Raw genomic sequence first — 13,175 nt, forward strand, 5'->3', positions numbered from 1 at the left:
GGCATGGCGACCAAGGATTCTCAATTCAGACCTCCTGATCTCGAATTGCTGTTCGGCAAGTCGAAAGAGGAATTGCGGGATTTTCAGTTGGTATCGCTTGAGGTGCGACATGGCATTAACCAGATTCCTACCGCAAAGCTGATTTTGTCGAGTTCGAAAGGTATAGGATGGGACGCTGAAAAATTTGGTAAAGATATTAAACTTTGTCGAATTGGAGAGAGCGTTGAATTAAAGATAAAGTCTGGCGACAGTGTGCTGTTTTCCGGGGTGGTGGTCCAGCAAGAGTGTTTGCTTAACATGGATAGACTGGATATTTCGCTCAAGATGAAGCACAACCTGCATAGATGGAATATCGTCCGTCGCAGCAAGATTTTTGAAGATATGAGCGATGCCGATATTTTGAGGGTCATCCTTAAAGACACTGATATCCACGACGAAGAGACCACGGTCGGAAAGCTGGAGGCAATGGCGGCGGTGCATCAACAGATGATTCAGTTTGATTGCACTGACTGGCAATTTATCAAGGCGAGATTGAATGCCAATGGTGTCTGGCTGATGCCTACACCGGAAGGGATTGATGTTGTCGTGCCAAAACTCACCGGAAAAACCGATCACACAATATATCGCAGTGCTGAAAAAAACAAGTCTGACATTTTGATGTCCGAGGCGAGGTGGCAGTTCAATAGCGAAATCCAACCGGAAAAGATCGAGGTTTTCGATTGGGAGATGCCAGAGCAGAAAATGTCGGATGCCTATGAAGGTAAATCGCTGGAAATGGGCCGGGATGCACTGGATCCCGCGAAACTGCCGGCGCTCACAACATTGCCATGGACCATTGCTCATAGCCTGACGCTGGCTGGCGAGGAACAACTGGCGCTCGCCAATGGCAGGTTGTTATCTCGGCAAGCATCCGGAATTGTCGCCAGTTTCACTGTCTTGGGAAATGCGAATTATGCGTTGGGACAGTCTCTTGCGATATCCGGCTATGGGGAGCATCTCGATGGTGTTGGTCTCATTAGTGAAATCACTCACGCGATGACGCAAGGTACATGGCGTACCACGCTCACTCTTGGAAAAGAAACTAGAGGCACGCCGGAAGACAGTCTTATACCCAGTGTACCAGGGTTGCACATAGGAATTGTTGCCGAATATGAGGAGGATCCCAATACGGACTGGAACCGTATTAAGGTAATCATTCCCATGCTCAGATTGGATGACCAGCCGCTCTGGGCTAGATTTGCTGCGCCGTATGCCAGTAAAGACAGCGGTTTATGTCTTTATCCGGAGCCGGGTGACGAAGTGGTGTTGGGATTCTTTGAGGAAGATCCGCGCCATCCTGTCATTCTTGGTGCCTTGCACAACCCAATCAACAAACCACCTTATCCACCTAGCGAAGAAAATGCGGAGAAGGGACTGTTTCTTAGCGTTGATGGATTGGTGCAGAGTCTGATATTCGATAGGGAACAGGCTACTGCTACGCTGACGCTAACAAAAGACGACGACAAGCACGAGCTGAAGTTTAGCGAAGACGGAATAAGCCTGAGTACCGTAAAAGATATCACCGCCGAGGCTGAGGAAAACATCACGTTGAAAGCGGAAAAGAAATTGAAGGCCGAAGGCGTGGACGGTGTTGATGTTGTCGGCAAAAAAATCGATCTGAAGAATTGAGGGGGAGAGTGATCATGGTTAATAAAGTAACGGAGGGCGTTTATGGTCGTGGCTGGGCTTTCCCGCCACATTTCAATGTCAATCTGAATGACAGCGAAGGTGGTGGCGTAGCCATGGTGCACGATATCGAAGATATTCGGCAAAGTCTGTTGATTTTATTTAGCACTCAGCCCTATGAACGCATCATGCGAGAAGACTATGGCTGCGATCTGCAATCCGCAGTTTTTGAAAACATCAATGATGATCTTATTGCCGACATAACAAGTAAAATTACTGACGGTATTTTGCGCTATGAGAAACGTGTTACCTTGGTCGCATTGGACATCACACAAGATAAAAAGCGGCCATATGTGTTACGAATTCTACTCACTTATCGCGTGCGTGGCATGGAGACCGAGGAACGGCTGGGAGGGCAGCTCGATATCGGTGAAGGGCAGCGGAGAGGGTTTTTCCTATGAGCAGACTCGTCGTGGTGGATGGTGATGAATTGCAGTTTGAGACGCAATTCGGTGCTCGTATGGTTACACCAACCGGTCCCGCGAAAATCAACGGCAGCGGTCATGCGACCATCAATGGCAAACGTATCTGTGTAAAGGGAGATGAAAAAAAAGTCACAGTGCAGGCGAATTACCAATCGGGTTCGTATCAAGGCGGTCAAGGTATTATTACTATCAAGATGCTGGCGTCCGACCAGGAAGCACCGCGCTGCACCAGTGGTGCAGCGATAATACTCAAGGGTAAGAAATTCACAGCACTATTTACTGTTACCGTGCCCGGTACATCGCCTTCGGGCGACGCCGATTCCTCGTCACCCGAGAGCGACGGAAACGGGAGTTTTGATGTCAGGCAGAAATTCGTTACGGCTGGCTGATGCATTTTATTTGCATCGTACCATGCATTTTATTGTTTCGAACGGAATGACAAGAAAATGAGCCAGTTTAATTTAATCGATCCACAATCGCTGTGGCTGAACATTGCCGAGCAAAATGACAATACGTCGGACGATAGCTTTATTCTGGACGATCGCACATTGGCATTCCGACTGGCCACGTTTAGGGAATATTGCAACCTCATTCCCTTTGATGACGAGCGGAAATTCACCTGGGCAGATGTCTTTTTTATTGAAAATGTGCTTGCTGGAAAAGTAACCCCAGAGCACCTAGCACAATTATATTACGATGCTGACAATGCTGGCGGCGACATGCTGCCGCATCAGGCTTTCTTGCTGGCGTTCTTCTGCATGCTCGAAACGCCACGCGCGCTATTCAATAGCTTTCCCGCTCGCCATCGACAACTGTATTATCGCGATTTGTTGGGTTTGAGAGAGCGGCGTCTGATACCAGATCGAGTGGTTGTGTCGTTCAAATTGAGTGGTAATACGCCGGAGTTGCCGTTGTCTGCCGGGCTGTTACTCGATGGCGGGCAGGATGGTCAAGGGACATCTCGCCAATACAGACTGGAGCAATCGGTAATGCTCAATCACTCACGCTGGACGGATCTACGGTGGCGCCAGCCACCAGATGATGGTAGCGGCGGATGGGAAATCGAGCGTGTAGTGTATGACGAGAAAAATAAAATGCCTTGGCCCAAACAAGGGGTCAGGTTGTTCCAGTACAACGAGGATCTTGACCGGGCTGTCGTGATTGGGCGTTCACCGGTCGCGTCTCTGGACGATGATATAAAAAAGAACGAGACGAAATGTATCATGCCCCGATCGTCGAAATTGTCCGAGTTGCCGGAGCCGTTGAAGATTACGGCACCGGATAAGACTGCGCGGGCCTATTTTGGCGCAGCGGTCAGTGTTAGCGCAGATGGTCGCATTCTGGCAGTTGGCGCAGAAGGGATTCAATGCGTCTATGTATATCATCGCAATAGGCAGGACTGGGAATTATCTCCGGAAAGAATCATCGGAGGGAGTGGATTTGGGGGGTGGGTGAAGCTCAGTGCAAATGGTCGTCATCTGGTGGTAAGAGAAGGCACCAATCTTCTGCTCTATGAATATGATGTTATTACATCAGAGTGGAACATGCAGCAGCAGTTTAAAGGACCCACCGGTGATGCCTGGGGCCGCGGCGTGAGCTTCAGCGCCGATGGATCAACGCTCGCGGTGAGCGAAGTGTCGTCTGTTGCTGAACCCGATCCGGCTTTTGAATCGGAGACAGACGTTCATTTCAAACCGGGTAAGGTACATGTGTATCGTCGAGAGGACGAATGGCAGGATCCTGTTACTCTAGCCTATGAAGAAACGAAATCGTTTGGGCGATCGGTCAGCGTCAATATAGATGGCACGATCCTGGCAGTAGGTGTGCCTGGCAAAAGACAGGTGCTCGTATTTGATGATGATTGGGAAAAACCCGTGCATCTGGAATACGGCGATGAGAAGGCAGTGGCAATGGGCGTGGAGATCAAACTAAATGCTGCTGGCGACCAAATAATTGTACGATCAGACGACGGATCAATTCTCGCCACCAGCTATCGTGAGCTGGGTAAATGGGGCTCTTTGAGGGGAGTTCCGAATGTCACTTATCCGGCGCTCGAAATGTGCTGCGAACGTGGAATGCTCGCGCTGGGGAACAAGGACGCCGTCAATTTGGTTGGAGCGGCCTATGTATCAAGCTTTATCGGTGGCCGGTGGAGCGAGGCGATAACTTTGAATGCCGAGGGCGAGGATGCCCAGCGATTTGGCTCAGCGATGGACTTGAGTGTCGACGGATGTGTTCTCGCGGTGGGTGCCTACGCAAAAATCGTCGACGGGAAATATGGTGCTGGTACGGTTTATCTATATAAGCTGGCGGACCCGCCAGAGGCAACGCGGCAGCTTTACCTTGGTTTTCAGGGCATCGAGCCCGGCCAAGCACTGAACCTGCACTTGCAATTGGAAAGTCCGCAGGCGTTTGACATTACATGGGAATACTTGAGCAAAGACAATCGATGGCGCAGTTTGACGTACGCAGTAGCCGACGCCACGGGCGGTTTGTTGTATTCGGGTTTATTGTCCACGCCGCTACCAGAAGACGCAGGCTTAACCGTTTCAGGGATGCCTAGTGAACGTTACTGGATACGTGGCGTGTTGCGACCTACTCGATCCATCGAATCTGATGAATCCGAGCAGGACACATCGCGCTACCCCTGGTTGAAGGGGTTGTATTGCAATTGTGCGACTGCGGTCTTGTATAACGGCGAGCTCCTGGAACCAGCGCATTTCGATGCGCCTCTACCGGCTGGCACCATCAAGCGAACTACGGTGCCGCTGGCTGGACTGACGGCAGTTCTTCAGCCCTTGCCATCGACGGGCGGCCGAGCTCCGGAATCGGAGCGCGCTTTTCTGCAACGTGCCGCTGAACGGCTGAGGCATCGAGGTCGTGCGCTCACCTGGCGAGATGTGCAAGCCTTGTTGCAAGAACGTTACCCGGAGGTACAGGCGGTTCGTATTCCTCCCCCCGAGACGCTTAGCCTGCCGCACCTTCCGCCAATCCTGGTAGTTATTCCCGCCATCGACAAGATGGATAACACTGATCTTCTGCGACCTGCATTCAATCCATCGCGGCTGCGCGACATGGAGCACTATTTGCACAGCCTCGCTTCGCCCTGGCAGAGATTGGCTGTACGCAACCCGCGTTATACCGATGTCGAGGTCGCCTATCAGATTGCCTTTCATGCTGGCGTCAATCTCGATTACGGCTATCACGAGTTGCGGCTCGCGTTGGAGCGGCAGTACATGCCGTGGAGTTGGGATGGAAGTCCTGTCACACTCGGGTACCAGTTGGATTACTATGAAATGATCAGCTTCATCCAGACTCGGCCTTGGGTCGAACGGGTGATTACATTGACGTTGAATGGAAAGCGTGAATCGGTCACCAGCGGCGATATCGATGTTTTGATTCTGACCAGTTTTTTGGTACTCCCGAATACGTCGGCTTTCAGTTGCGTCGGCCAGGTCTGATGCAACGCTTGAAAATTCCTTGACCAAGGAACTACGCAATGACGATCAAAATACCCGCCACCTGCACAACCGGCTCCATCTTGTCGAGAGTGAAAGAGCAGATCCACTTCGATTCCCTGTTGGCGCAGGCGCAAGATGTATTGGTTGCTCAAGCCGCTAAGACCTGGACCGACAAAGAGGAACATGATCCTGGCATTACGCTGCTGCAAGCGTTGTGCTTTGGTGTCGCAGACTTGGCTTATCGTCATACATTGCCACTTCCGGACTTGCTAACACCCGCAAATCCCGTGCCAGGTACGGGTATTTTTCCCATTGTGTTCGGACCGCAGCAGGCGCTCACCTGTGGCCCGGTGACCGAAGACGACTATCGGCGTGCCTTGCTGGATTTGCACACCCCTCCCGAAGAACGGCTTGCAGCGCCCGATGCCGCGGCACAAGATCACTTCGGCAGCTCCGTCAGCATGAGTGAAGACGGCGATATCCTGGCAATTGGGGCGCCCGGCAAAGCAGGTGGCGGTACGGTTTATCTATTCCAGAGAAAGGAGCAGGGCTGGGAGCCACAGCAGCCCCTCTCGCTTCCCGTTGTTGCGAAGTCGGAGCCTCTCAATTTTGGTGTCTGGATAAGTCTCAGCAAAGACGGAACGCGATTGGCGGCGACGGCCGGTACAACAAGCAAGACCATTTATCTATTTGAGTTTAATGGGCAGAGTTGGGAAAAGTTAACAGAAATTACCAATTCGAACGTGAATTTTGGGTTCGCAATCAGCTTCAGTTCGGACAGTTCTGTCGTGGCAGTGAGCGCGCTGCAGACTGATGGCATGGGCGACGGCGAGGTCTATGTATATCGATATGCCGGGAGCAATTGGGAGCCAATAGCAGATTCGCCGTTACGATACCCCGGAAGTTCCTTTCCGTACTCGGGTTTCGGATTTTCGCTTAGTTTAAATGAAAATGGCAGTGCCTTGGCGGTGGGAGCGCCTTGGGCAAACGATTCAACGGGTGAGGTCTGTATTTTTGATATTAGGCAGGGGGTATCCACTCGGCAATCAGAGGTGGTCAAGGTAGCCGTCGGAGACGGTGTGGCACGAAATTTCGGCTCTCAAGTATGCCTCGACGCAGAAGGGAATGTGCTCGCGGTAAGAGCTTCCGGCGAAAATTATCCATCGAGATCAGGGATTTATTTTTGCCAAAGGAATGATGGGGATAAATCAAAATGGATTGCTCCGAAAAGGATTTTGGATGGCCATATAAATGGCGATCGATATACCGGTATGGGCTTGAGTGGAAACGGGGCGGTATTGGCGCTGACCCACGCAGGAGTGGCGGGGGCAGGGGCAGTCTATGTATGGAATTATTTCAATGATCGATGGAATCCACCAATAACACCAATTCTCGCAGATGATTCAGGTCCTGGCGATGAGTTTGCTTGCTCCGTCAGCCTGAGCAACAACGGCTCTGAAATTGTGATTGGTGCACGCAACAAGAATATCGATTGGCAAACAAACAGTGGTGCGGCTTATGTGTTTCGTAGTGAGACGGAGTTTCGGCGATATTCGGAAGACGCAGGAAGCTACCAGACACGGCAGGATGCCGGCTATTTCTATTTGAGAGACGCACAGTTAATAACGGAACCCGACGAAAAGCAATATAAATATTGGTATGATCCGGCAAGAAGGGAATACTTATTTAAAAAAAGGGAGGATGTTGACGAAAATTCGCTTCAAGAGATGCGCGTATTGGGAGGATATCACTTATACCTCGTGCCAAGCCGTGATGCAGAAAAAAATATGCAATTAACAGAGTCGGTTGTAAATATTTTTTTGGAAAATAATCGTAATCTGTGTGAGCGTGTACGTCATATCACCTGGCTCGAACCGGAAGACGTGAATATTGAAATCGTGATTGAGGTAGACGATGACTGTCAGGAATACGCACGTGTCCTTGCGCAGATTTTTTCGGTTACAGAGGCGTTTGTCAGCCCTAACGCAAAGCGCTATAGCGCGGCTGAACTGAAATCCACGGGGCTCGATAACGATTCGATATACGAAGGACCACAGCTACAGTATGGCTGGATTCCCGAGCTGTTGCCGGCGCCTGATTACAATAATGGACAACATGTCAACATTAGTTTGTTAGCTAACAAGTTGCTGAATATTGAAGGTGTTCGGAGTATCAGCAAACTTTGTTTCGAGGGGGCGGACGAAAACGCTAGCTGGGATTGGTTTGCCAGCGACAAAAATAAGTATCTCCGTTTGTGGGGTGAAGATCCCTTCGAGAAACTGGCTGCTCCCGGCAGTCCGGTACGCCTGCTCAAACGCGGACAGGCAATTCCCGTGCCGTCGGCAAGCGAGATTGAAATGGAAGTCCCGTCCCCAGCTTTAGTGCATGAAACTTCGATGTTGCTGCCATACGGGCTTTGGCGCCGACCTGCGCAGCACTACCCGGTAAGTAATCTGATTCCGCCCTGTTACGGTTTGCAGAATACTAAACCAGATCGATGGCAAACTCAGTTACACCAGTATATGTTGCCCTATGAGCAAATTGTCTCCGACGGCTGCCAGCAACTTGCCATGTTACCGCAACTTCTGGCCTTTGATCGCGGTGATGACGATAACGATGCAGCAATATGGGGAGGCCAATGGCCGTTTCCAATACTTCCACCTGATGAGATCGACATACCAAATGAGATACATGGTTCTTACTCGGATGAGCTGAAGACATTCTCTCAGGATCGACGGAAGGACAATGGCAAGGAATTGGCACTGACTGATTATTTGCTTGGTTATTTTGGCGCCAATCGGGCATCACGTATCTTGCAGGCGGAATCCGAAGATGAGTTTCTGAGGGTTCAGCACTATTATCTGTCTCAGATAACCGAGCTGACCTATCAGCGCGCCAATTTCCGCATTAATTCACTGTCGGCCTTGCATCGACGTATCGCTGCTCGCTTAGGATGGGGGGCGGCGTTGTTTTCAGGGGGCAATATCGGCGAGTTGCCGTTCTATATCGTCGAACACCAAAGTTTGCTACCTGGTATGCCGGACGATAGGCATGATGACGCGACGAACGTCATCAACGTCGATTTTAAGGATGGAGAAAATATTTTGACCATCCATTCTTCTGGCGAGATTTACCTTCAGCCCGGTCAATTTATTAATCTGATTATAGCAAAAAACCAAAAATTCAGCACAGACGATGGGGATGTCATTTCCAATGTCTTGGTATCTAAAGTCGGTGGAACGGAATTTGACGTGGATTCAAAAAGCAATGACCGGATTTTGGCAAAAAAGGAAGCTATTTCGGAAGCCGCGGAGAATGGAAATTTATTCTGGATGAATTCTAATGCGTGGCTGCAGGACATGTCGTATCCACTGAGCTACGTCGATCAATCCGGCGACGCATCGGGAACCAGGCGCTTGAAAGCGGAGCCATATCCAGCGACCTTGAAGGTTGGCGACATGATTGTCGTAACACCGCCTGAATCTGTCAGCATAGCTTCATTTAAAGTGACGGTGACTGAAGTGGATCCGTTGGATGGTACGTTCATAGTGGAGCACGAAGACAAACTGCCTGAATCACCCAAAGACTATAGCTGGCATCTGGACCGCGATACCGCAGAAGACAGTTTTTCTTTCGTCGTCAGCATTGTTTTCCCAAAAGATCTGTTGAAAAACGTAGAAGATCGAAATGCTGCCGTAGATTGGATTAACGAAATTATCCAGGATGAAATTCCTTGTCATATTTCAGTTCGCGTTCATTGGCTCGATTTTGATGGCGACGACGAGTCTTTTCCAAATATCTATCGTAAATGGTACAACAACGGTAAGCCGTTGGGAGATTTGGCTCATCGTCTGCTAAGTGTTCTTGGGTTTGGGCAGAAGCAATCTGTCGAGCGCGGCATCGGTATAATGAAAATAGCTAGTGAATATCAGAGGAATGAAGTTATTGGAGAAGACGAAAGCGAATGGAACAAGGATAAAATAGACGAATATGAACTCTTATATGTACCGCCGTCTGTAGATACCAACGGCGGAGCATGAAATGCTGCCCGCGCGTGCGTGTGTCCGACAGTGACTGATCGCGCTTGGCTGAGTGAGTAACTTGCTCGCGGCGCTATCATCGCCGTTGTCTGACGCGATACTAATTGACCCGTTGACATTTCGATAGGCGCCTAAAATGGAAGAATTCGATTTTTCACATTTGAAGTCCAAAATTCATGATGCCGCATCAGAAATGACCCCTATTGCCGGAAAGAAAATCATGATGGGATTTTGGCATAATTGGAACGGGTGGGCGGAGGGTAGCGAAGGTTATGACGGTGGGCGATTTCGCAATGTGCAATTGAGAGATATTCCTTGTGAATATAATGTTATCGCTGTGGCTTTCATGAAGAGTAAGCGGCCCGGCGAAATCCCGACGTTCGAGCCTTATAATTTAAGTCCGATTGAATTTAGGCAACAAGTTGGAATGTTGAATAGCCAGGGGCGCGCGGTATTGATTTCTTTCGGCGGGGCCGATGCACACATTGAACTGCACGACGGAGATGAAACCCCTCTGGCGGAAGAAATTGTCCGTTTGGTGGAAACTTACGGTTTTGACGGTCTGGATATTGATCTAGAGCAGGCCGCCATTGATGCTGCGGATAACCAAACTGTGTTACCCGCAGCACTTAGAATCGTGCGTGAACACTATGACAGAGAGGGTAAGCATTTCATCATCAGCATGGCGCCGGAATTTCCATATCTGAGGAGTGACGGCAAGTATATCCCCTACCTCGAGGCTTTGGAGGATCTCTATGACTTTGTCGCGCCTCAATATTACAATCAAGAAGGAGATGGTGTGCACGATGACGGGGGGAATTGGATTGCTCAAAATGATGATGAGAGAAAGGAAGATTTTCTTTTTTATTTGACTGATAGTTTGATTTCCGGCGATCGTGGTTTTACGAGAATTCCCCCCGATAAATTTGTCATCGGTTTGCCAAGCAACAATGATGCGGCAGCCAATGGATATGTTATAAATCCTAATGCAGCATTCAATGCTTTTGCAAGACTTGATGGGATGAATAAGAGTATCAGAGGGTTAATGACTTGGTCTGTCAATTGGGACGGTGGAACAAAAAAGACAGGCGAGATGTACAATTGGGAGTTTCGCGACCGCTATGCATCGTTGATCCATGGAGATGATATTCCAAATGATGATGCCTCGGAAATGCCATCGATCGACGGTAAGAATATTCTGATGGGATATTGGCATAATTGGAGTGAAGTTGCCGTGCGAGGTGGTGGTAATCGTGGTGGAACATTCGCCGCCATGGATTTGAAGGACGTACCAGGGCAATATAATGTAATCGCAGTAGCTTTCATGAAAAGTGAAAAGTCTGGTGATATTCCTACGTTTATCCCATATAAATGGTCGGATGACGATTTTCGGCAGCAAGTGGGGCTATTGAATAGCCGCGGATGTCCGGTGTTAATTTCCCTGGGAGGTCCTGAATCGAACATTGCACTCCAAGAGAGCGATGGTGAGAGTTTGAGGGCTGAAATTATTAGATTGGTGGAGAAATACGGTTTTGATGGCCTTAATATCGATCTGGAACGAGATGCCATTGGTGCCGCTGCGAACAAAACCGTACTCCCTGAAGTGCTTAAGATGGTGCGCGGTCATTATGACGCTCAGGATAAGCATTTCATCATCAGTATGACCCCAGGATTTCCGAGCTTATTGGAAAGCGACGAATATATTTCATATTTGGAAGAATTGGAGGGTGTTTTTGATTTTGTCGCGCCGAAATGTTACAACCACGGAGATGACGGCGTAGATGTCGAGGGTGTGGGGTTGATTACACAGAATGATGATGAAAAAAAGGAAGAATTTATTTTCTTTTTGGTTGACAGCCTTGTGTACGGCACACGTGGTTTCCATCGAGTTCCGTCGAACAAATTGGTCATAGGTTTGCCAAGCAACGATGATGCGTCGATCGATGGTTACGTAAGCGACCCTAATGCGATATTTAAAGCCTTTGCGAGGCTCGACGGCGATGGCAATTCAATCAGGGGGTTGATGACATGGTCTGTCAATTGGGACAATGGCACAGACATATCGGGTAATAATTACAATTGGGAGTTCCGCGATCGGTATGCTTGGTTGGTTCATGGCGAAGACAAGCCGATTGTTCCTGTTGGACCGGAAACAAGAGTACTCATGGAAAGATTTGGGAGAGGGCGAATTCCGTTAGCAAAAGATTATGCCGATTTGCTCGCTATCGCTGAAGTTGGGTTGAAGGCCGTCGCCTCACCCACACCAGGGGGCGGCCTGATGCTGGAAAACGGGTTGCTTGCTGTCAATATTGGCGACGGACTCGGTTTCGATGAACACAGCGCCATCACTGTGACGGAACCCAAACCCGGCCCTGTTGGTGCTACCGGCCCTACAGGCGCTACGGGCAGCACTGGTGCAAGTTGTACTGGTCCTACGGGCCCCGAGGGTCCTCCAGGTCCCGAAGGTCCTACCGGGATTCCGGGCGGTGCCGGCGGTTCGTTCCCTCCGCTAGCTAACAGATGGGGGGTTTTGTATTTGCCGAATCAGGCACTTCCAGTCGGCTGGCGACGTGTGGGGCAAGTAACTTTTGAAGTCGAAGACGCAACACAATCAAGTAAAGAAACAGAAACGTTTATATTAGTTCGCGGTCCTCAAGCAGAATGAATGAGTATGTTTTTTTAGGAAAGAAATTATGGCAAACAAGAAATCCACGCGTGGAGCTAGTGGACGAAGTAAAGCAGCAGCACTGTCTCGAGAAAAAACAGGGCCTGCTCGGGTTGCATCGAAAGTGATCCAGACCAAGGAGAGATTCGATGCTCAAAAAATTCCATTGGCTACAGATTTCGAGGCCTTGATCGCTATTGCTGACGTCGGGCGCAAAGCTGTCGGCTTGCAGCCAAATGGGAACGGTCCAGGAGACGGATTGCGCTTGCTCGACGATGGGCGGCTTGCCGTGCGGATTAGCGAAGCGCTCGTATTCGAAGGCGGGGCAATTTCGAATCCGGCGGCATCGCTTCCCGGCCCAACCGGCGCTACTGGCCCAACGGGCGCTACTGGCCCGGTGGGCACTGGTGGCCCAACAGGCGCGACTGGCCCGACGGGTCCCACCGGTCCAACGGGGCCAACTGGTCCCCCGGCGGTTCTAACCAGCGCTGAAATTGCTGATGAGGATCTTTTGAAGCAAAATATTCGCATTTTATGGCCAATTGGCGAAGATTTACCAGATGACTGGGAAATAATTGGTAGGGTGAATTTGCAAAAATATGCAGGTGAAGGTCAGCCGGAAAATGAATTCGAGGAGTTGTATTTGCTTAAATTTAAAATCGTCTGACTATCTTGTTCGCTGACGCTCGAATCCTGTTCGCAAACATGTATTTTGGGGAGGCGGCCGGAGGGGGCGAACCAAAATTGCTGCTTTCGAAAAAAGAGGTGATCTAGTTATATGCAAACATGATGAGGGCTCTGATAAAATATTCTGCGCGTAGATTGATATAAGGTTTTCTTTGGTAAGCGCTGCAATTCG

Annotated in this window: 7 protein-coding genes; all 7 read left to right on the forward strand. The window is 49.8% G+C overall.

Annotated features, from left to right (window positions below; genetic code table 11):
• Nucleotides 1–3: 3 nt before the first annotated feature.
• The 7 genes from vgrG to WT16_RS33030 all read left to right on the forward strand — a co-directional run bounded on the left by vgrG (nt 4) and on the right by WT16_RS33030 (nt 12,983).
• Nucleotides 4–1,668, forward strand: a complete 1,665-nt coding sequence (gene vgrG, locus WT16_RS26805) for a type VI secretion system tip protein VgrG (protein WP_156521512.1) — start codon at nt 4–6, stop codon at nt 1,666–1,668.
• Nucleotides 1,669–1,682: 14 nt separating this feature from the next.
• Complete coding sequence (locus WT16_RS33005; RefSeq protein WP_082743692.1) at nt 1,683–2,126, forward strand: GPW/gp25 family protein; 444 nt, start codon at nt 1,683–1,685, stop codon at nt 2,124–2,126.
• Nucleotides 2,123–2,539, forward strand: coding sequence for a hypothetical protein (locus WT16_RS33010; RefSeq protein WP_197486511.1), 417 nt, complete (start codon nt 2,123–2,125; stop codon nt 2,537–2,539). The genes WT16_RS33005 and WT16_RS33010 overlap by 4 nt, the downstream gene beginning before the upstream one ends.
• A gap of 57 nt (nt 2,540–2,596) precedes the next feature.
• Nucleotides 2,597–5,611, forward strand: coding sequence for a hypothetical protein (locus tag WT16_RS34110; protein WP_156521513.1), 3,015 nt, complete (start codon nt 2,597–2,599; stop codon nt 5,609–5,611).
• A 38-nt stretch (nt 5,612–5,649) separates the two neighbouring features.
• Complete coding sequence (locus WT16_RS33015; RefSeq protein ID WP_082743693.1) at nt 5,650–9,651, forward strand: FG-GAP repeat protein; 4,002 nt, start codon at nt 5,650–5,652, stop codon at nt 9,649–9,651.
• A 136-nt stretch (nt 9,652–9,787) separates the two neighbouring features.
• Nucleotides 9,788–12,316: a glycosyl hydrolase family 18 protein gene (locus tag WT16_RS34605; RefSeq protein WP_197486512.1), complete on the forward strand. Its 2,529-nt coding sequence runs from the start codon at nt 9,788–9,790 to the stop codon at nt 12,314–12,316.
• A gap of 28 nt (nt 12,317–12,344) precedes the next feature.
• Entirely contained in the window at nt 12,345–12,983 is a 639-nt protein-coding gene (locus tag WT16_RS33030) for a hypothetical protein (RefSeq protein WP_156521514.1), read from the forward strand.
• Nucleotides 12,984–13,175 lie beyond the last annotated feature (192 nt).

This window comes from Burkholderia sp. MSMB1589WGS, assembly GCF_001636105.1.
Taxonomy (GTDB): Bacteria; Pseudomonadota; Gammaproteobacteria; order Burkholderiales; family Burkholderiaceae; genus Burkholderia; species Burkholderia humptydooensis.

Bases quoted from the DNA above. Each gene is read 5' to 3' on its own strand.
- vgrG (WP_156521512.1), top strand. From the start codon at position 4: ATGGCGACCAAGGATTCTCAATTCAGACCTCCTGATCTCGAATTGCTG.
- WT16_RS33005 (WP_082743692.1), top strand. From the start codon at position 1,683: ATGGTTAATAAAGTAACGGAGGGCGTTTATGGTCGTGGCTGGGCTTTC.
- WT16_RS33010 (WP_197486511.1), top strand. From the start codon at position 2,123: ATGAGCAGACTCGTCGTGGTGGATGGTGATGAATTGCAGTTTGAGACG.
- WT16_RS34110 (WP_156521513.1), top strand. From the start codon at position 2,597: ATGAGCCAGTTTAATTTAATCGATCCACAATCGCTGTGGCTGAACATT.
- WT16_RS33015 (WP_082743693.1), top strand. From the start codon at position 5,650: ATGACGATCAAAATACCCGCCACCTGCACAACCGGCTCCATCTTGTCG.
- WT16_RS34605 (WP_197486512.1), top strand. From the start codon at position 9,788: ATGGAAGAATTCGATTTTTCACATTTGAAGTCCAAAATTCATGATGCC.
- WT16_RS33030 (WP_156521514.1), top strand. From the start codon at position 12,345: ATGGCAAACAAGAAATCCACGCGTGGAGCTAGTGGACGAAGTAAAGCA.